We start from the raw sequence: 21,757 nt of genomic DNA on the forward strand, positions 1-21,757 counted from the left end.
GAGTGGGCATTCCGGTGGTTTGTTAACTACCTGGGCGTAACGGTTCAGACAAGGAAACGGCCCCGTCTTTCGGCGGGACCGCCCCAGAATTTGCCTACCCACAAGTTCAGTTGGTGCCCGGATCGCCGCCCGCCCGCCGTGGTACGGCGCGGCCGACCGCGCCCTTCGCAGCCTCCCGCCCCCGGGGGGACGCCCACAAGGGCGCACGCCGGGGGCGGTCGCCTCCGTGCGCCGTGGTAGTGCGGGGCGCCCGCCCACTACCTTCGAGGGTGAAGGACAGTCGAACAGAGCTGTACGTCCACCCTGTTGCGTACATCCCCTGCGAAGGTGGAACACGTGAAGGCAATCCGTCGATTCACCGTCCGCCCCGTCCTCCCCGAGCCCCTGCGGCCGCTGAGCGAGCTGGCCCGCAATCTGCGCTGGTCCTGGCATCCCGAGACCCGCGAACTCTTCCAGTCCGTCGACCCCGAGGGATGGCGGGCGGCCGGAGAGGATCCCGTGCGCCTGCTGGGGTCGGTCTCCGCCGCCCGGCTCGCCGCGCTGGCCGAGGACCGCCGCTTCGTCCGTTCCCTTACCGCCTGCGCCGACGACCTCGCCGACTATCTGGGCGGGCGGCGGTGGTACCAGGAGCAGCCCGAGGGGCTGCCCCGTGCCATCGCCTACTTCTCGCCGGAGTTCGGGATCACCGCCGCCCTGCCGCAGTACTCGGGCGGGCTCGGCATCCTCGCCGGCGACCATCTGAAGTCCGCGAGCGACCTCGGCGTACCGCTGATCGGCGTCGGGCTCCTCTACCGGCACGGCTACTTCCGCCAGTCGCTCTCGCGCGACGGCTGGCAGCAGGAGCACTATCCCGTGCTCGACCCCAACGAGCTGCCGCTCGCGCTGCTGAGGGAGGCCGACGGCGAGCCCGCCCGGATCTCGCTGCACCTGCCCGGCGGCCGCGCGCTGCACGCGGTGGTCTGGATCGCCCGGGTCGGCCGGGTCCCGCTGTTGATGCTCGACTCGGACGTGGAGGGGAACGGCCCGGGCGAACGCGACGTCACCGACCGGCTGTACGGGGGCGGCAGCGAGCACCGGCTGCTCCAGGAGATGCTGCTCGGCATCGGCGGGGTGCGGGCGGTGCGCGCGTACTGCCGGATCACCGGGCACCCCGCGCCCGAGGTCTTCCACACCAACGAGGGCCACGCGGGCTTCCTCGGTCTGGAGCGCATCCGCGAACTCGCCGGTGAGGGGCTTGAGTTCGACGCGGCCCTGGAGTCGGTGCGGGCCGGGACCGTCTTCACCACCCACACCCCGGTCCCCGCCGGGATCGACCGCTTCGACCGCGAGCTGGTCGCCCACCACCTCGGCGACGACGGCGAGCTGCCGGGCGTGGAGGTCTCGAAGATCCTCCAGCTCGGCATGGAGACCTACCCCGGCGGTGAGCCCAACCTGTTCAACATGGCCGTGATGGGGCTGCGCCTGGCCCAGCGCGCCAACGGCGTCTCCACCCTGCACGGGGAGGTCAGCCGGGAGATGTTCGCGGGCCTGTGGCCCGGGTTCGACCCCTCGGAGGTGCCGATCACCTCCATCACCAACGGAGTGCACGCGCCGACCTGGGTGGCGCCCGAAGTGTTCCGGCTCGGCGCCAGACAGATCGGCGCCGGGCGCGCCGAGGACGCGCTGAGCGTGGGCGGCTCGGCGCGCTGGGACGCGGTCGCCGACATCCCCGACACGGAGATCTGGGAGCTCAGGCGAGAGCTGCGCGAACAGCTGGTCCTCGAAGTGCGCGAGCGGCTGCACGCGTCGTGGCGCACCCGCGGGGCCGGCACGGCCGAGCTCGGCTGGGTGGACGGGGTGCTCGACCCCGACGTCCTCACCATCGGCTTCGCCCGCCGCGTCCCCTCGTACAAGCGGCTGACCCTGATGCTCCGCGACCGGGACCGGCTGATGGAGCTGCTGCTCCATCCGACCCGGCCGGTGCAGATCGTGGTGGCGGGCAAGGCGCACCCCGCCGACGACAGCGGCAAGCGGCTGGTCCAGGAGCTGGTGCGGTTCGCCGACGACCCCCGGGTGCGCCACCGCATCGTCTTCCTGCCCGACTACGGGATGGCGATGGCCAAGAAGCTCTACCCGGGCTGCGACGTGTGGCTCAACAATCCGCTGCGGCCCCTTGAGGCGTGCGGGACCAGCGGGATGAAGGCCGCGCTGAACGGGTGCCTCAACCTGTCGGTCCTGGACGGCTGGTGGGACGAGTGGTTCGAGCCGGACTTCGGCTGGGCCATCCCGACCGCCGACGGCTCCGCCACCGACGAGGACCGCAGGGACCAGCTGGAGTCGGCCGCCCTGTACGACCTGATCGAGGACCGGGTGGCGCCGCGCTTCTACGACCGGGGCGCGGGCGGGCTGCCCGGCCGCTGGATCGAGATGGTCCGCGAGACCCTCACCTCGCTCGGCCCGAAGGTGTTGGCGGGGCGGATGGTGCGTGAGTACGTGGAGCGGCTGTACGCGCCCGCCGCCCACGCCCACCGTGACCTCGATCCGGACACGGCCCGGGAGCTGGCGGCCTGGAAGGCCCGGGTGCGGGCGGCCTGGCCGCAGGTGGCCGTCGACCACGTGGAGGCGGTGGCCGCGACCGCGCCGAACGGTCACGCGGAGCTCGGTTCCACGCTCGCCCTGCGGGTGCGGGCGGGGCTCGGCGGGCTCCAGCCGGACGATGTGGAGGTGCAGGCGGTCGCGGGGCGGGTGGACGCCGCCGACACGCTCGCGGAGGCCCGTACGGTCGCCCTGAAGCCCGCGGGCGGCCCGGACCTGGAGGGACGCTGGGTGTACGAGGGCCCGCTGGCCCTGGACCGGACCGGCCCCTACGGCTACACGGTCCGCGTCCTGCCGGCCCACCGGCTCCTGGCCGACGGCGCCGGCGGCACCGACATCGGACTGGTCGCGCTGCCGACCGAGGCGACGGGGGAGGGGGCGGGGGTGTTGATGCGCTGAGGGCGAATGGGTTGTACCGTACGTCGGCCGCTGCCATGCACCCCGTACGGAACTGCGAGGTCCGATTGTGAATCCTGCCGAGAATGTCGCCGCTCGTCCCATACGTCCGTATGGGACCTGGGCGGCGCGCACGGGCCTCGCGCTGCTGCCCTTCGCGACCCTGGGGCTGCTGTGCCCGGTGCCGTCGCTGGTGATCGCCATCAAGCGGCACCGGAGCGCGGACTGGGTCGCCTTCGCGGTCTTCTGCGCGGTGTGGGTGTCCTGGGTGCTCCAGCTGGCGACCACTCCGGACACCACGCACGGCATGAGGTTCGCGGCCGACGTGCTGCTCATCGGGCTGTCGACGGCCGGGGCGGCCGCGCACGCCTGGAAGGCGTGGCCGGCGACCCGGCAGTCCCCGAACGAGAACGGCAAGAGCGCGTGAAGCAGGTCAAGCAGGTACGTCAGGCCCGGGCGGCGAAGGCCGCCCGGGAGGAGCAGGACAAGAAGGACAGATACGCGCGCTACCGGGTGCGCTTCGCCCGGCTCACGGCGTTGGCGCGGGTGCACCGGCGCCGGATCTGGATCGCCGCGGGCGCGGCGGCGGCCGTCGCCGTCGCCGCGGTGCTCGTCTCGGTGCTGGGCGGGGACGACAAGCCGGGGCCGCCGGATCCGCGGGCCCGGCAGTACAAGAACGTCGACGCCTGTCTGCTGACCGGGGACAAGGGCGTCACCGAGGGCACGGAGGGCGCGCCGGTGTGGGCGGGAATGCAGGACGCCTCGAAGGCCACCCACGCGCGCGTCAACTTCGTCCCCGTGACGGGCGAGCAGACCGCCGCCAACGCCACCCCGTTCGTCAACAGCCTCCTCCAGCGCTCCTGCGACGTGGTCGTGGCGGTCGGCAAGGCTCCGGTGGCGGCGGCCGAGGCGGCGGCGAAGGCCCACCCCAAGGTCCGTTTCGTGGTGGTCGGTTCAGAGGCCGCGGCGGCCAATGTGACGGCTGTGAAGCCGGGTGACGGAGTGCGGGCGGATGTCGCCCGGGCTGTCGAGCAGGGGGTCAATACACCCGGTTAGCCCGGAATTTGTTGTTCCGCACCGCATGAACATGGCAAAGGAATGTCAAAGGATCATGGGGTGGAAGCAACCTCCGGAAACGCGTGGGGCACGATCGCTGGGCTTTGTCTTCTGTAAGCCTCGCGTAAGTAAAGGCTGTCTCAATGCGCGCTCGATGGGCCCGAACGTCCCGTCTTCTGTTTCCACCCGGTAGAACCGGACACCGCAGGGCCAGGAGGATCGCCCTCCTGGTCCTGCTGGCTTTCTCCTTCATGCTGACGACGGAGACAGCGGAAGCCACCGGGGCCACGCTGCCCCGTCTGTCCATGCCCAAGTGGTCCCTGTCGGGTATGTGGGAGTGGGCCAACAAGTCCCCGCTCGACACCCCGGACCAGCGAAGCGGCACCGCCCGCGGCAAGAGCCACACCGCCGCCGCCAAGCAGACCCGGGCCAAGGGCGGCAACGGCCACCGGCCCGGCAAGGGCAAGGGCGAACTCGGCGCGTACGAGCGGCCGCAGGACAAGACCGAGCCGGTGAAGACCGGCAAGGCGGCCGGGAGCGCCAAGAGCTTCGACGCCCGCACCAGCCGGCGCGACGCCAAGAAGTCGACGGCGACCTCGGACTTCTACACCAACGCCGACGGCTCCACGACGGTGCGCCACTACACCGGCCGCTCCAACTTCAAGGGCGCCGACGGCAGCTGGAAGCAGATCGACACCAAGCTGCGCGAGGAGAAGGGCGGCCGGCTGGTCGAGAACGCCAACTCGCTCGGCGTCGCCTTCGCCCCCGACGCGGTCACCCCCGACCTCGCCTCGGTCGACTTCGGTTCCGGGCGCGCGCTGTCGTACGGGCTGCACGGCGCCGCCAAGAGCGAGCCGGTGGTCGACGGCGACTCCACCGCCACGTACGACAACGTTCTCAAGGACACCGACCTCAAGCTGTCGCCGCTGACCGAGGGCTTCAAGGAGCGCATCGTCCTGCGCTCCAAGGCGGCGCCCAACACCTGGCTCTTCCCGCTGAAGGCGAAGGGGCTCACCCCGAGGATCGCGGCCAACGGCGACGTGGTGTTCACCGACGCCGACGGCAAGGTGACCGCGACCGTCCCGCACGCCTTCATGGAGGACTCGAAGATCGACCCGCGCTCGGGCGACGCCGCCCAGTCCCGCGCGGTCACCTATGAGCTCACCACCCTGGACGGCGCCCCCGCGCTGCGGATGACCGCCGACCGGGCCTGGCTGGACGACCCGAAGCGGGTCTTCCCGGTCACCGTCGACCCGACGGTGACGGCCAGCAACTCGACGTACACCCAGAACACCATCGGCGGGGACCACTCCACCGAGAACATGATCAAGGTGGGGTCGTACGACTCCGGTACCAACAAGGCGAACTCGTTCCTCCAGTTCTCCTCGCTCGGCACCACACTGGCCGGCCAGAAGGTCACCGCGGCGACCCTGAACGTCTACGCGGTCTGGTCCTCGACCTGCACCGCCGAGCCGTTCAACGTCCACCCGGTCACCAAGGCCTGGACGCCCTCCACGGTCACCAGCTACCCCGGCCCGACCTACGGCTCGGCGATCGGCTCGGCGACGCCGGCGCCCGGCGCGTCCTGCACCAACTCCTCCAGCTCCACGAGCGTCGGCGTGAAGATGCCCGTCCCGCTCAACACCGGCTGGTTCAACACGGTCGCGGGCGGCGGTGCCAACTACGGCCTCGCGATGACCGCGATCACCAGTGACATGCTGCACTGGAAGAAGTTCCACTCGGACAACTCCACCACCGCGGGCTTCCGCCCGGCGCTCGACCTCACCTACACGGCCAATGTGGCCCCGCAGGTCAACGCCCAGTACCCGCCGGAGAACCACCAGGCCAACACGCTCCGCCCGGAGCTCACGGTCTACGCGACCGACGCCGACCACGGCCCGAGCGCCCTGTCGTACTCCTTCGACGTCTTCGACGCGGACTCCACCAGCCAGACCCCGGTGGTCAGCTCCGGCACCCTCACCCAGGGCGCCTGGGCGATCCCGGCCGGCAAGCTGAAGTGGAGCAAGAACTACCTCTGGTTCGCCACCGTCAGCGACGGCACCAACTCGGTGTCGTACGACAGCCGGTTCACCACCGCCGTGCCGCAGCCGCCGGTGACCTCGGGGCTCAGCCAGAACACCGACGGCCACGAGTTCGACCCGAGCGACGGCAACTACACCACCGACGACACCGACGCGGACGTCGAGGTCACCGGGCCCTCGCTCTCCATCGAGCGCTCCTACAACAGCCTCGACCCGCGCCAGGACAGCGCGTTCGGCGCGGGCTGGGCGACCATCGCGGACATGAAGGCCGCCGAGGTCAAGGACGGCTCCGGCGCGGTCACCAGCGTGGTCATCACCTACCCCGGCGGTGAGCAGGTCGCCTTCGGCCGCAACAGCGACGGCACCTTCGTCCCGCCGCTGGGCCGGTACGCCCGCTTCCAGGCGGTCACCGGCGGCTACACGCTGGTCGACAAGGACTTCACCACCTACAGCTTCACCCAGACCACGGCCAGGGTCGGGGTCTACGCGATCAAGACCATCACGGACTTCGCGAACCGTGGGGAAACGTTCCTCTACACCAACAACCAGCTGACCAAGATCACGAACACCACGTCCAACCGTTCGCTGACCCTCAGCTGGCAGACCCCCGCGGGCGCCACCGCCGCGCACGTCAACACGGTCGCCACCGACCCGTCGACGGCGGGCGACTCGGCCACCGCGCAGACCTGGCAGTACAGCTACACCGGTGACCAGCTCACCAAGGTCTGCCCGCCCGCCGACTGGTCCAAGTGCATCACCTACGGGTACGCCACCGGCAACCACTACCGCACCACGGTCCTCGACGAGGACCCGTTCGCGTACTGGCGGCTCGGCGAGGCGGCCGGTGACGGCGTCGCCAAGGACGCGGTCGACCTCAACCAGGGCAAGTACAACGGCATCTACCACAACGTGACCACCGGTGGCACCGGCGTGCTCGCCGGGTCCACCCAGCCGGCCGCCACGTTCAACGGCACCAGCAGCTACGTGGAGATACCCAGCGCCCCGGGCGCGACCCCCTCGTACGCGACGGTCTCGCTCTGGTTCAAGACCTCCCAGGCGGGCGGTGTCCTCTTCTACTACGGCGACAAGCCGCTGAGCGACCCCGACCCGGTGGGCACCACGACCCACAACACCCCGGCGGTCTACGTCGGTACCGACGGCAAGCTGCACGGCTGCTTCGCCTCGTCGCCCGGCTGCAACACGACGATCGTCTCCGCCGCCGCCGTCAACGACAACAAGTGGCACCAGGCAGTCCTCACCGGCGCCGCCACCACCATGTCGCTCTACCTCGACGGCGTCGCCCAGGGCACCAAGGCCGGCACCATCAACGACTGGGCGCAGCCCTACCTCACCCTCGGCGCCGGGGTGAACACCGACGGCTGGCCGAACATGAACGCGGCCGACCCGCTCGGCCACTTCAGCGGCCAGCTCGCCGAGGCGGCGATCTACTCCGAGCCGCTGAGCCAGGACGTCATCACCGCCCAGTACCAGGCGGCGACCCGGCCCGCCGGACTGCTCAACAAGATCACCACGCCGAACGGCAAGAGCCAGAGCGCCGTCACCTACTCCACCGCCGACGACATGGTCACCCAGGCCGTCGACGGCGACGGCGGCACCTGGAAGCTCAACCCGGCCACCGTGACCGGCTCCTCGCAGGTCTACCGCTCGGCCGTGATGGGCGACGCGCCCTCCGGGTACTGGCGCCTCGGTGACGTCCAGGGCGCGCCGCAGGCCGCCAACGAGGTGCACACCGGCTTCGGCACGTACAACACGGTCACCCAGGGCGCCGAGGGTCCGTTCGGTCCCGACGACGCGACGGCGGTCGACTTCGACGGCGCGACCTCCTTCGCCGAGCTGCCGTACGCCCCGCTGCACCGCTCCGGCAACCGGGCGATCGAGCTGTGGTTCCGCACCGCGAAGCCCGGTGTGATCGCCGCCGACCAGGCCCGGGTCCCCAATGACCCGGCGGGCGCGGGCGCGGCCTACTCGCCGCTGATGTACGTGGGCGCGGACGGCAAGCTGCGCGGCCACTGGTGGAGCGCCACCGGCAGCGGCACGACCGACTTCGGCTCCAAGACGGCGGTCACCGACAACACCTGGCACCACGCGGTCCTCTCCGCCTCCGGCACCACCCAGACGCTCTACCTGGACGGCGAGAAGCAGGCCGACTACACCGGCGCCGCCGGTGACCAGACGACCACCCGCACCTTCATCGGCGCGGGCTTCACCAAGGGCTGGATCAGCTCGCCCTCCGACGTCAGCTACTTCGACGGCTCCATCGCCGAAGTCGGCTTCTACGCGCAGCCGCTGACCGCGGACGAGGTCGGCCGCCACTACTCGGCCGCCAAGGCGTCCTCGGGCACCGCCCCGGTCCGCACGGTCAAGCTGACCGACCCGACCGACAAGACGCTGACCTACGTGTACGACGCGGAGCTGGGCAACCGGCTGCTCGCCGCGTACGACACCGCGGGCAACCGGACGACGTACGGGTACGACACCTCCGGCTTCCTGCACACCGTCACGGACGCCAACGGGAACCGCTCGGTGACCGGCCACGACGTGCGCGGCAACACGGTCTCCACGACCACCTGCCAGAACACGGCCGCCAACACCTGTGCCACCGAGTACTACACGTTCTACCCGGACGCGACCACGCTGTTCCCGGCGATGGACCCGCGCAACGACCTGGTGCTCACCGAGCGCGACGGCCGTTCCTCGGGCCCCACCGACAACACGTACCTCACCAGCTACACCTATGACACGGGCGGAAACGTCACTTCGGTGACCACCCCGCCGGTGCCGGGCTCGCCCGCGGGCCGTACGGGCTCCACGGTGTACACCACCGCGACCACCGTCGCGGCCGAGGGCGGCACCAACTACGCCCCGGCCGGACTCGTCGCCGAGGTGCGCACGCCCGGTGGCCGCAGCACCAAGTACACCTACTTCAAGAACGGCGACCTGGCGCAGATCACCGACGCCAACGGCGCCTCGGGGAAGTACACGTACGACAACCTGGGCCGCCAGATCACCAAGACGGAGGTCTCCGACTCCTATCCGGCGGGTCTGACGACCACGCTGGCGTACGACAAGGACGACCAGGTCGTCTCGGAGATCAGCCCCAAGGTCACCAACCGGGTCACCGGCGCCGTCCACCAGGCGAAGTCGACGACCGTCTTCGACCCGGACGGCAACGTCCAGTCCCAGACGGTCGCGGACACCACCGGCGGCGACACCGCCCGGGTCACCTCGATGACGTACGACGCCTACAACCGGGTCGCGACCCGGACGGACCCGGGCGGCGACGTCACCGCGTTCGCGTACGACGTCTACGGCAACAAGGTCAAGGAGACGGACCCGGTCGGGAACGTCAACGAGTACACCTTCGACGCCGAGGGCCGTCCGCTCACCACCAGTCTGCTCAACTACACCGGCGACCCGAACAGCCCCTCCGCTCCCACCAAGCTGGTGCAGGAGTCGCGGGCGTACGACCCGGCGGGCCGGCTCGCGTCGATCACCGACGCGATGGGCTGGGCCACCGAGTACACGTACACCGACGACGGCCTGTCCGCGTCCGTGGTGCGCAGGGACCCGCAGAACAACAAGTCGTTCACCGAGCAGGCCAACACCTACGACGCGGCCGGGAACCTGACCAAGCAGGTGACCAACGACGGCACCACGACCACCTCGTTCACGGTGGACGCGGCCGACCGTACGACGTCGACGACGATGGACCCGGGCGGGCTCGCCCGCACCAGCAAGGTCTCATACGACCCGGACGACAACGTCGTGTCGGAGACGGACCTCGACCCCACCGGTGACACCAGCACCACCGACACGCGCTACGACGCGCTCGGCAACGTCACCGGCTCCACCGTCCACGACGGCACCACCGCGCCGGTGGGCCGCTGGAAGCTCAACGAGACCAGCGGCACCAACGCGGCGGACTCCTCCGGCGGCAACAACAAGGTCACCTTCGGCACCGGCGTCACCCGCTCCACCGAGCAGGGCGGCAGCGCGGTCTTCGACGGCACCACCAACGCGTACGGCCAGGGCAGCGGCCCTGCCGTCAACACCAACGGCGGCTTCACCGTCTCGACCTGGGTGAAGCTGGCCGACACCACCGCCAACCACACGTTCGTCTCCCAGGACGGCACCGCCGACCACGGCTTCCAGCTGTACTACTCGACGGCGTACGGCTGGTCGTTCAACCGGACCTCCGGCGACGTGGCGGCCCCGACGCTGGCCCGTGCCACCTCCGGCACGGCCGCGGTGACGGCCAACACCTGGACGCATCTGACGGGTGTCTACGACGCGGCGGCGGGCGAGATCCGCCTCTACGTCAACGGCGCACTGAAGGCGACCACCCCGTACAGCGGCTCCTGGGAGGCCACCGGCCCGCTCCAGATCGGCCGGCGTCTGTCGGGCGGCACACAGGGCGAGTACCACAAGGGCTCCCTCGCGGACGTCCAGGTCTACGGCGAGGCGCTCACCGCGTCGCAGATCTCCGGCGTCTACGGCAAGACCCTGCCCGCGGCGGGCAGTTCGGTGCGCGCCACCAGCTGGAAGCTGGACCAGCGCGGCATGCCCCTGTCGGTGACCGACGCCAACGGCGCGACCACCGACTACGGCTACGACGAGTCGGGCCAGCAGACCAGCGTCACCGAGCCGGCCGTCAACGCCGAGCAGAACGGCGGCACCCCGTCCTCCGTCCGCCCGGTCTCGCTCACCGGCTACAACACGTACGGCGAGGAGACCGAGTCCTCCGACCCGCTCGGCAACGTCACGGTCACCGCCTACGACGGCGAGGGCCAGGAGGCGTCCACGACGCTTCCCGACTACACCGCGCCGGGTGCCTCGACGCCGATCAAGGCGGTGTCCTGGAACGAGTACAACCACCTCGGCCAGGTCTCCGCGGAGACCGACGCGCTGGGCAACCGCACCGAGTACACCTACACCCAGCTGGGCGACCTGGCCTCGGTGAAGGAGCCGGGCGGCGACACCACCAGGTACACCTACGACACCAACGGCGACCAGCTCTCCGCGACCCGCCCGAACGGCGCCCGCCAGGAGTCGACCTTCGACTACCTGGGCCGCGAGGTCACCAGCACGGACGTGGTGCGCCAGCCGACCCCGCGCGCGTTCACGGCGATCAACTACTACGACGCGCCGGGGCAGCAGCTCTCCCGCCGGGTGAGCCCGGCCGGGGTCAGCGAGTCGTACGGCTACAACGCGCTCGGCGAGGTCACGTCCACCACGGACGGGGCCAACAACACCACGCGGTTCACCTACGACATGGACGGTGAGCTCCTCACCTCCACCGACCCGGACGGCACCAGCACCAAGAACACCTACAACGGGTACGGCGAGCTGTCCTCGGTCAGCGACCTGGACGCGACCGGCGCGGTGCTGCGCACCAGCAGCGCGGCGTACGACCGGATGGGCAACGCGGTCTCCACGACCGACTTCCGCGGGCACACCACCGCCTTCACGGTGGACCCGACGGGCCTGATCACCAAGGCCGTGCAGCCGGTCTCCGCGACCGAGTCGATCACCACGACCTACGGGTACGACGTCGGCGGCCACCGGACCCGCTCCACCGACGGGCGGGGCAACGCGTTCCTGACCACGTACAACACGTGGGGCCTTGAGGAGTCGCAGGTCGAGCCGTCCACCCCGGCCTACCCGAACGCGGCGGACCGCACCTTCACCCTGGTGTACGACGCCAACGGCAACGCGCGCGAGCAGCGCTCGCCCGGCGGGGTGACCGTCACCAACGAGTACGACGTCAAGGGCCGCCTCACCAAGCAGCACGGCACCGGCGCCGAGGCCGCGACGGCCGACCACACCTACACCTATGACTCGGACGACCGGATCACCTCGGTGACCGGCACCGACTCCGACACCGGAAAGGACACCTTCGGCTACGACGACCGAGGTCAGCTGCTGTCGACCAGCGGGCCGTCGGGCACCTCGTCCTTCGCGTACGACGGCGACGGCGGGATGACCTCGCGGACGGACGCCTCGGGCACGTCCAGCTACGGCTACGACAACGACGGACGTCTGTCCACGGTCAACGACGGCTCCACCGGCGCCACGCTGACCTACGGCTACGACGTCAACAGCAACCTCAAGTCGATCGACTACGGCACCGGCAAGGCCAAGCGCGCCTTCGGCTACGACGCCCTCCAGCAGCTCAAGTCGGACACCCTCACCTCGCCGACCGGCAGGACGCTGGCCTCGGTGGGCTACGGGTACGACGAGAACGGCAACGAGACGTCGAAGACGACGACCGGGGTCGCGGGCGCGTCCGCCAACACGTACACCTACGACTGGGCGAACCGCCTGTCGTCCTGGAACAACGGGACGACGACCGAGAGCTACGGGTACGACGCCTCCGGCAACCGGACGCGCGTGGGCGGCGACACCTACACCTACGACGCCCGCAACGAGCTCACCTCCGACGGGCACAGCTCGTACACGTACACCGCCCGCGGCACGATGAACACGCTCACCGACGAGCAGGGCAAGCAGACCGCGGTCAAGTCCGACGCCTTCAACCGGGTGATCAACGAGGGGGACCGCACCTACACCTACGACGGCCTGGACCGGGTGCTCAGCGCCAACGACCCGGGCATGGTCCCGGTGTTCCAGTTCGCCTACAGCGGCACCGGCAACGACGTCGCGAGCGACGGCTCGGCCACCTACAGCCGCAACCCCGACGGTTCGCTGGTCGGTGTGAAGGACGCGTCGCGGTCCGCGCTGGCGATGACCGACCTGCACGACGACGTCATCGCGCAGTTCACGGCGGGCGGCGAGGCGCTCAGCGGCTCGACCACCTACTCGCCGTTCGGCAAGGTCGGCCAGACCAGCACCATGCTGGGCCGGCTGGGCTACCAGTCGGGCTGGACCGACCCGGAGACCGCCAAGGTCAACATGGCGGCTCGCTGGTACTCGCCGCAGACCGGCCAGTTCAACAGCCGCGACACCGCGGACGTGTCGGACGCCGGGGCCTCGGTCAGCGGCAACAAGTTCGCCTACGGCGACGACAACCCGATGACCATGACCGACCCCACCGGTCACTGGAGCTTCGGCGGCGCCTGGAAGAAGTTCAAGAAGAAGGTCAAGCACGTCGCCAAGTCGGCGTGGCACAAGGCCAAGAAGGCCGTCAAGCACGTCGCCAAGGCCGTCAAGAAGGCCGCGAAGAAGATCAAGCACGCGGTCAAGAAGGCGGTCAAGCGGGTCAAGCACGCGGTCCGCAAGGCCGTGCACTACGTGCATGACGCCGTCAAAAAGGTCAAGAGATACGTCAAGCGGACCTACAAGCGCGTCAAGCACTACGTCCACAAGGTCGCCAAGGCCGTCAAGCACGCGGTGAAGCGGGTCGCCAAGGCGGTCAAGCACGTCGCCCACAAGGTGGTCAAGGCGGCCAAGAAGGTCGGCAGAGCGGTCAAGAAGGCCGCCAAGGCCGCAGCCAACTATGTGAAGCAACACGCCTCGACCATCGTCCCGATGGTGGTGGGAATCGCCGGTGCGGTCGCCTGTACGGCACTCACCGCCGGCGTCGGCGCGGTGGCGTGCGCCGCGGCGGCCGGGGCGCTGGCCAACGCGGTCGGCTACGCGATGAGCGACGGTCCCCACACCCTGGGCGGCTTCCTCGGAGCCGCCGCGATCGGCGCGGGCACCGGGCTGATCGGCATGGGCGCGGGCGCGGCGGTCGGCCGGGCCCTGGCGGGCAGCGCGATGGGCGCGGTGGCCAGGGGCGCGGCTTCGGGCATGGCGGCCGGAGCGGCCGAGAGCGGCTCCTACTACGGGGCCACCTGCGCGGGCAGCGAGGACGGCTGCAGCGTCAGCGGCGCCGTGAAGGCGACCGCCACCGGAGCGGCGCTCGGCGGCATCTTCGGCGCCGTGGGCGGCAAGGTGCGCGGCGGCTGCCACAGCTTCAGCGGTCAGACCTCGGTCGTGCTCGCGAGCGGTGCGGCCCGGCCCATCAGCCAGGTCAAGGTCGGCGACTTCGTCCTGACCGCCGAGCCGGGCAAGGACAAGAAGGAGGTCCACAAGGTCACCAAGGTCCATGTGACCAAGCACGACCGGGACTTCGTGGACCTGACCGTCGCCACCAAGGAGGGCCCCAAGCCGCTCCACACCACGGCGCTGCACCAGATCTACGAGACGACCGCCAAGACGTGGACGCGGGCGAAGGACCTGCACCCGGGCCAGCGGATCCAGACCCTCGACGGCTCCACCGCCGAGGTCCTGAACGCCCGCGCCTTCTCCAGCACCACGACCGTCACCTACGACCTGACCGTCGACGGACTGCACACCTACTTCGTCACGGTCGGCGACGAGTCGCTGCTCGTCCACAACTGCAACACGCCGAAGAACGTCGACGCCACGGTCTCCGCGAAGACCCGGGATCACGTGGTGAACGGCAATATCAACCAGAAGGGCGCGTTCGGGGGGTGGCACATGCACCCCAAGCAGTCCGGCGGCATCCCGGCCAACCGCTACATCAACGGTGAGCTGAGCACCAACGCCGACGGCTCGGTGACCGTTCGCGGGACGAACGGCGAGGGCCACGGCAAGGTCGGGGCCATCCGCGAGGACGGCACCACGCTGGAGAAGCAGGGCTCGGCGGGCCAGACCTTCTTCCCGGAGGACTGGTCGGCCGATGACATCATGGAAGCCGGGGCGAAACTCTTCTGCACCGGCAGATACAAGAAGGGCGGCACGGTGGTCCAGGGCGAGCACAGGGGAGTGAAGATGACCGGCTTCCTGGAGAAGGGCGGCGACGGCATGTACCGGCCCTCGACCTTCTACCCGAAGGGCAAGTCATGACCGGGTCCGCCCGCCCGGCCGTGTGGACGTTCGCCCTGGACGAGGACGAGGACTGGGTCCCGTCCAGGGAGCCGGCCGGAGACGAGAACCTCCGGCTGGCGGTGGAGACACTGCTCATGGGGATCGCCTCGGCCAAGGCCGCGGAGGCGTACCTCGCGGCCTGGCGCGCCGACACCGAGCGCTGGGGGTCGGGTTTCTCCCTGTCGACCGCCAGCGCCAGTGTCGAGCGGGTCTCCGCCGGGACCGTCCGGCTGATCGACATGTACGGGCAGTTCGAGGACTGCGACATCGCGGCGGACGAGTTCGACGCGATGCTCCAGGACTATCTGGCGGCCGCCCGGGCCGCCGAGAGCTAGCGGCAGGGCCGGGAGCCTCCCGGTGAAACGAGCGGTGCCCGGACCCCTTGTGGGGGTCCGGGCACCTTTCACGTTCTAGTCAGCCGCCTGACCGTTCAGAACGTGAGCTTGAAGTTGTCGATGTAGCCGGTGTCGATCCGCGCCTTGTCCTGGACCTTCAGCTTCCACGTGCCGTTGGCGACCTCCGAGGAGGCGTTGACGGTGTACGTGGTGTCGATGTTGTCCGTCGAGCCGCCGGTGCCCGTGGCCTTCAGCGGGTAGACCGAGCCGTCGGGCGCCACCAGGTCGATCTGGAGGTCACCGATGTAGGTGTGGACGATCTTCACGCCGACCTTGAGGGTGCTGGGCGCGTTGCCGGTGACACCGGTGACGCTGACCGACGAGGTGACCGCCGCTCCCGGGGAGTCCGGGATGTTGACGTTGGTGCCGCTCTCGAAGACCTTGCCGCCCGGGTCGCCGCCGCCGTGGCGGGCGCCGACCGCGATGGCCGCCCACGCGTCGGTGATGTTGTTGACCTCGGCGCTGCCCGCACCGTAGAGCTCGGTCGCCGCGGCGATGGTGCCGTCGCGGGCGCCCTTGTAGTCGGTGCTTGAGTTGAACTTGGTGGTGAGCGCCTTGTACCAGACCAGCTGGGCCTTGTCGCGGCCGATGCCGGTGACCGGCAGGCCGTCGGAGGTCGGCGAGTTGTAGGTCACGCCGTTGATGACCTTGGTGCCGCTGCCCTCGGAGGCCAGGTAGAACCAGTGGTTCGCCGGGCCGGAGGAGTAGTGGACGTCCAGGTTGCCGATGCCGGCGTACCAGCTGTCCTTGGAGCCGCCGTCCTTGCTCGGCTTGTCCATGTAGCGCAGCGGGGTGCCGTCGCCGTTGATGTCGATCTTCTCGCCGATGAGGTAGTCGCCGACGTCGGAGCTGTTGTTGGCGTAGAACTCCACCGCGGTGCCGAAGATGTCCGAGGTCGCCTCGTTGAGGCCGCCGGACTCGCCGCTGTACTCCAGGCCCGCCGTGTTGGAGGTGACGCCGTGCGTCATCTCGTGGCCGGCCACGTCCAGCGAGGTCAGCGGGTCGTTGTTGCCCGAGCCGTCGCCGTACGTCATGCAGAAGCAGCCGTCGTCCCAGAACGCGTTGACGTACGCGTTGCCGTAGTGGACGCGGGAGTACGCGCCGACGCCGTCGCCCTTGATGCCGCTGCGGCCGAAGACGTTCTTGTAGAAGTCCCAGGTCTCGCCCGCGCCGTAGGCGGCGTCGGCGCCCGCGGTGGCGGCGTTGGAGTTGGTGCCGTCGCCCCAGGTGTCGTTGGTCTGGGAGAACAGCGTGCCGGTGCCGGACGAGCCGTGGTTCAGGTTGTACGTCTTGTGGTTGCCGCGGCCGCCGTCGGTCAGCGTGTAGTTCGAGCCCGACTGCGTGCTGCCGAGGGTGACCTGGCCGCTGTAGTGGGTGTTGCCGACACCGGTCTCGATGCCCTGCCACTGGTACAGCTTCGCGCCGGTCGACGCGTCGGTGATGACGTGCAGCTGGTTCGGGGTGCCGTCGTCCTGCAGACCACCGACGACCGTCTCGTACGCGAGGGTCGGCGTGCCCTTGGCCATCCAGACGACCTTGCGCGGGGCGCGGTCGGCGCTGGCCTTCTTGGCGCCCTTGTCGGCGGCGGCCGCGAGAGCCTGCTTCTGCGCGCCGGCCGGGCCCTGCTTGGCCGTGGTGGCGATGTTCGCCAGCTGGGCGCCGTTCGCCTTGATGACGCCCTGGGTACGGCCGGCGGCCGTGTCGACGACGAGGTCGCCGCCGAGGACCGGGAGCCCGGCGTAGGTGCGCTCGTACCGCGTGTGCTGGGTGCCGTTCTGGTCCTTGGTCACATCGCGGACGACGAGCTTCTCCTGCGCGCCGAGGCCGAGGTTCTTGGCGGTCTCCGCCGTCTTGTCGCCGGCCTGGCGTATGAGCTCTGCGCGCTGCGAGGGCGAGAGCTTGGCGGGCAGAGCGCCCGGGTTGCGTACGGCCTGCGCCTTGAGGGCGTTGGCGGACGCGGAGTCGTCGGGACGTGCGCTGGCGCTACCTGCCTGGACTCCGACGGTGAGCATGGCGGCTGCGGAGAGCAGTGCGGCGGTGGCGGTGGCACGACGACGGTGCGTGGATCTCACGCGAACTCCTTCTGCGAGGGGGGTACCGGCGGCTGGGTAGGGCCGTCCGGGCGGAGCATGCGGAGCGGTGATTCTTGGATCGGGGAGAGAGTGCCAGGAGTGGCCGACCGCTGTCAGGAGCGCGTCAAGAAGTTGGCCGGAAATCGTTCGTTGTACGAAGGACGCCGTTCGTTAAGCGGACGTTTCCTTTGTCAACACCGTGTGTCCAGTGAGCAGTTGGGTGCGTCGCGATCGACGGGAGTGTCCGGATACGCACCCTGCCCGACCAGCACGAAAGGCGTTCCAAACGGTCGCGGAAACCGCTTTCGACAATGGCCGCAATGCGACTCCGCACTTGTCGCCGCGGAGCCCGGACGGCGTCCGCCAGGCGGACAGTGGGACGGATGCGGCGGCGATCCGGTTCCCGCCGCCCCGCCCCTTCCGGGCTCCTTCCGGCTACGCCAGGCTCTCCCGCCACGCCCGGTGAAGATCCGCGAACCGGCCGGTTCCCGCGATGAGTTCGGCGGGCGAGCCGTCCTCGACGACGCGCCCGTGCTCCATCACCAGCACCCGGTCCGCGATCTCCACGGTCGACAGCCGGTGGGCGATGACGACGGCGGTACGGCCGTGCAGCACCGTATGCATCGCGCGCTGCACCGCCCGCTCGCCCGGGATGTCCAGGGACGAGGTCGCCTCGTCGAGGATCAGCACCGCCGGGTCCGCGAGCAGCGCGCGGGCGAAGGCGACCAGCTGGCGCTGGCCCGCCGAGATGCGCCCGCCGCGCTTGCGCACGTCCGTGTCGTAGCCGTCCGGCAGCCGGACGATGAAGTCGTGCGCGCCGATCGCCTTCGCGGCCCGCTCGATCTCCTCGCGGGTCGCCTCGGGGCGGCCGATGGCGATGTTGTCGGCGACCGTACCGGAGAAGAGGAACGCCTCCTGGGTGACCATCACGACCCCGCGCCGCAGCTCGGGCACGGCCAGCTCGCGCAGATCGACGCCGTCCAGCAGGACCCGGCCTGTGGAAGGATCGTAGAAGCGGGCCAGCAGCTTGGCGAGGGTGGACTTGCCGGCGCCGGTCGAGCCGACCACGGCCACGGTCTGCCCGGCCGGGATCGTCAGGTCGAAGCGGGGGAGGACCTCGCCGCCCGTACGGTACGAGAAGCCGACGCCGTCGAACTCGACGCGCCGCCCCGGGAGTTCACCGGAACGCTCCGGCAGCGGCACCGGCCGCTCGGGCTCGGGCACGGTCGGCGTCTGGGCGAGCAGCCCGGCGATCTTCCCGAGGGACGAGACGGCCGCCTCGTACGAGTTGAGGAACATCCCGAGCCGGTCGATCGGGTCGTACAGCCGCCGCAGATACAGCACGGCGGCGGCGAGCACGCCCAGCGCGAGGGTGCCGTCGGCGACCCGGGAGGCACCCCACAGCACCATCGCGGCGACGGCGGTGTTGGCCACCAGACGCGAACCCACCACGTACTGGGCCATTTCGAGGATCGCGTCGCCGTTGGTGCGCTCGTGGTGGTGGTTGAGCTTGTGGAACTCCTCGTCGTTGGCGCGCTCGCGGCGGAACGCCTGGACCGGCCGGATGCCGTTGAGGGTCTCCGCGAACTTGACGATCACGGCCGCGATCGCCGTCGAGCGGGCGTCGAACGCGCGCGAAGCCCGGCGCCGGTAGCGGCGGATCAGCAGATGCAGCGGCGCGTACGAGGCGACGGCGAGCGCGCCGATGCCCCAGTCGAGCCAGAGCAGCATCGCGCAGATGTACACGGCGGAGAGCACGACGCCGATGAGCTCCTGGAGCCCCTCGTTGAAGAGTTCGCGCAGCGACTCCACGTCGGAGGTGGAACGGGAGATGAGCCGGCCCGAGGTGTACCGCTCGTGGAAGTCCACGCTCAGCGCCTGCGCGTGCCGGAAGATCCGCCCGCGCAGATCGAGCAGCACGTCCTGGCCGACACGGGTGGAGGCGCTGATGAACGCGTACTGGAGCAGCCCGGCCCCGAGGGCGCAGACGAGGTACCCGGAGCCGACGGCTATGAGGGGTCCGTATTCGTGCTCGCGAAACGCGGGCACACCCCGGTCGATGGCGTATGCGACGAGCATCGGCCCCGCCTGCACGGCGGCCTGCTGCAACAGGATGAGCAGCGCGGTGACGACGACGCGCCGCCGCATGGGGCGCAACAGGTCGAAGAGGAGGGCGCGGGTGGCGCCGGCGGGGGAGGGGAGGGCGTCGCGATCGAAGGGATCGCCGGCCGGTGGCGGCCCCTCGGTCCCCTTTGGCCCCTCTGACCCCTCCGGCTCCTCCGGATCGGCCTGGCGCTCCGCACCCATGGTGGTCGTCATCGGTCCTCCCCCTGATCCCCCGCGCCGGACATCAGCCAGGCGTACTCGGCGTTGCTGCGCAGCAGTTCCTGATGGGTGCCGACGGCGGCGACTCGGCCGCCGGAGAGCAGCGCGACCCGGTCGGCGAGCATCACCGTCGACGGGCGGTGGGCGACGACCAGCGCGGTGGTCTCGCGCAGGACGTCGCGCAGGGCCGCCTCGACGCGGGCCTCGGTGTGTACGTCGAGCGCGGAGAGCGGGTCGTCGAGCACCAGGAACCTGGGCCGCCCGACGACCGCCCGCGCGAGAGCGAGCCGCTGGCGCTGCCCGCCGGAGAGGCTGAGCCCCTGCTCGCCGACCTGGGTGTCGACGCCGTACGGGAGCTCCCGTACGAATCCGGCCTGCGCGACGTCCAGGGCGCGGTCGAGGTCCTCGGGCCCGCCGCCGCCCATCAGGACGTTCTCGCCCACGGAGGCGGAGAAGAGCGTGGGTTCCTCGAACGCCACGGCGACGAGCTCGCGGAGCCGCTCGCGGGGCATGGTGGCGATATCGACCCCGTCGAGGGTGATGCGCCCACCGGTCGCGTCGTACAGCCGAGGCACGAGCGCGGTGAGCGTCGTCTTCCCGGACCCGGTCCCGCCCACGATGGCCATGGTCTCGCCGCTCCGGATGTGGAGATCGATCTCGGAGAGGAGGGGCGGGCTGTCGGCGGGGGCGTCGGGGTAGCGGAAGGCGACGTGGTGGAATCTGATGCCGTGTTCGTCTGCGGGTGGGTGGGGGCTGGTCGCGCAGTTCCCCGCGCCCCTAAGGGGGTCGGGGGCGTGGCCAAATCCAGCCCCGGCGGCGGGAAAATCAGCCCCTCCGGCGTTTGAGGAGCGGGGTCCGGGGCGGAGCCCCGAAGCGGGGTGCAGGGGCCGCAGGCCCCGCTCGGGGTCCGGGGGCGTAGCCCCCGGGAGACCGCCCTTACCCCCACCCACCCCCGGAGGGTTTAGGGAAGGGGCGGGGTGGGGGCTCTCGTCCAGGACCTCGAAGAACCGCTCTGTCGCCGTCCCCGCCTCCTGGCTCATCGCCAGCAGGAACCCGATCGAGTCCACCGGCCACCGCAGCGCCAGCGCCGTGGACAGGAACGCCACCAGCGTCCCGGCCGACAGGTCACCGTCGGCCACCCGCACGGTCCCCAGCACCAGCGCCGCCCCGATGGCGAGTTCGGGTATCGCCGTGATCACGCCCCACAGCGCCGCGAGCAGCCGAGCCTTGTGCAGCTCGGTGCCCCGCAGCCCCCGCGCCAGCTCCCCGAACGCCCGCGCCTGGCTGCGATGGCGCCCGAACCCCTTGATGATCCGGATGCCGAGCACGCTCTCCTCGACCAGCGTCGTCAGATCGCCCACCTGGTCCTGTGCCCGCCGCGCCGCCACCGAGTAGCGCGACTCGAAGAGCGAACACAGCGCCACCAGCGGCACCACGGGAATGATCAGGACCAGCCCCAGCGTCCACTCCTGCGACAGCAGGATGACGAAGCCCACCAGGATGGTCACCGCGTTGACCAGCAAGAACGTCAGGGGGAACGCCAGGAACATCCGTACCAGGCTCAGATCCGTCGTCCCCCGCGACAGCAACTGGCCCGACGGCCACCGGTCGTGGAAGGACACCGGCAGCCGTTGCACATGCCGGTAGAGATCCGCCCGCATCGCCGCCTCCACCCCCGCGAGCGGCCGCGCCACCAGCCATCGCCGCAGGCCGAAGAGGAGCGCCTCCGCCACCCCGAGCAGCAGCAGGACGAGCGCCCCCAGCCAGACCCCGCCGGGGTCGCCGTCGCTGACCGGGCCGTCGACGATCCACTTCAGTACGAGCGGGATCACCAGCCCGAGGCAGGACGCGAGGACCGCGACCGACGCCGCGCTGAACAGGCGAGTTCGGACGGGTCGTACGTACGGCCAGAGCCTCAGCAGCGTACGGACCGTCGACTGGTTCTTGGTGGGTGCATGTATGTCTGGCATCAATCATCGAGCCTAAACTTCGCCACCGACAACGCCCACCGGCTTTTTGACCCGGGACCAAGGTCGTACCC

Annotated in this window: 8 protein-coding genes; 5 read left to right on the top strand and 3 right to left on the bottom strand. The window is 70.4% G+C overall.

Features of this window, described 5'->3' with window-relative positions:
• The first annotated feature begins 336 nt into the window (after window positions 1–336).
• The 5 genes from glgP to OG965_RS28145 all read left to right on the top strand — a co-directional run bounded on the left by glgP (window position 337) and on the right by OG965_RS28145 (window position 15,259).
• Window positions 337–2,973 (top strand): alpha-glucan family phosphorylase, encoded by a 2,637-nt coding sequence (gene glgP, locus OG965_RS28125; RefSeq protein WP_371654840.1) that lies wholly within the window; start codon window positions 337–339, stop codon window positions 2,971–2,973.
• 67 nt (window positions 2,974–3,040) lie between these two features.
• Window positions 3,041–3,397, top strand: coding sequence for a hypothetical protein (locus tag OG965_RS28130; RefSeq protein WP_371654841.1), 357 nt, complete (start codon window positions 3,041–3,043; stop codon window positions 3,395–3,397).
• Entirely contained in the window at window positions 3,394–4,026 is a 633-nt protein-coding gene (locus OG965_RS28135; protein ID WP_371654842.1) for a BMP family ABC transporter substrate-binding protein, read from the top strand. Before OG965_RS28130 ends, OG965_RS28135 begins: the two co-directional genes overlap by 4 nt.
• Window positions 4,027–4,331: 305 nt before the next feature.
• Window positions 4,332–14,903 (top strand): LamG-like jellyroll fold domain-containing protein, encoded by a 10,572-nt coding sequence (locus tag OG965_RS28140; RefSeq protein WP_371654843.1) that lies wholly within the window; start codon window positions 4,332–4,334, stop codon window positions 14,901–14,903.
• Window positions 14,900–15,259 (top strand): hypothetical protein, encoded by a 360-nt coding sequence (locus OG965_RS28145; protein WP_371654844.1) that lies wholly within the window; start codon window positions 14,900–14,902, stop codon window positions 15,257–15,259. The genes OG965_RS28140 and OG965_RS28145 overlap by 4 nt, the downstream gene beginning before the upstream one ends.
• A 95-nt stretch (window positions 15,260–15,354) precedes the next feature.
• Here OG965_RS28145 and OG965_RS28150 read toward each other — a convergent pair whose 3' ends face one another.
• From OG965_RS28150 to OG965_RS28160, 3 genes are all read right to left on the bottom strand, one after another.
• Window positions 15,355–17,391 carry a M4 family metallopeptidase gene (locus OG965_RS28150; protein WP_371654845.1) on the bottom strand — a complete coding sequence of 679 codons (2,037 nt, stop codon included), beginning with the start codon at window positions 17,389–17,391 and terminating at the stop codon, window positions 15,355–15,357.
• Window positions 17,392–17,826: 435 nt separating this feature from the next.
• Window positions 17,827–19,710, bottom strand: a complete 1,884-nt coding sequence (locus tag OG965_RS28155; protein WP_371654846.1) for an ABC transporter ATP-binding protein — start codon at window positions 19,708–19,710, stop codon at window positions 17,827–17,829.
• Window positions 19,707–21,686, bottom strand: a complete 1,980-nt coding sequence (locus tag OG965_RS28160; protein ID WP_371654847.1) for an ABC transporter ATP-binding protein — start codon at window positions 21,684–21,686, stop codon at window positions 19,707–19,709. The genes OG965_RS28155 and OG965_RS28160 overlap by 4 nt, the downstream gene beginning before the upstream one ends.
• Between the last annotated feature and the right edge of the window lie 71 nt (window positions 21,687–21,757).

The organism is Streptomyces sp. NBC_00224 (genome assembly GCF_041435195.1).
In the GTDB taxonomy this organism is placed as follows: Bacteria; Actinomycetota; Actinomycetes; order Streptomycetales; family Streptomycetaceae; genus Streptomyces.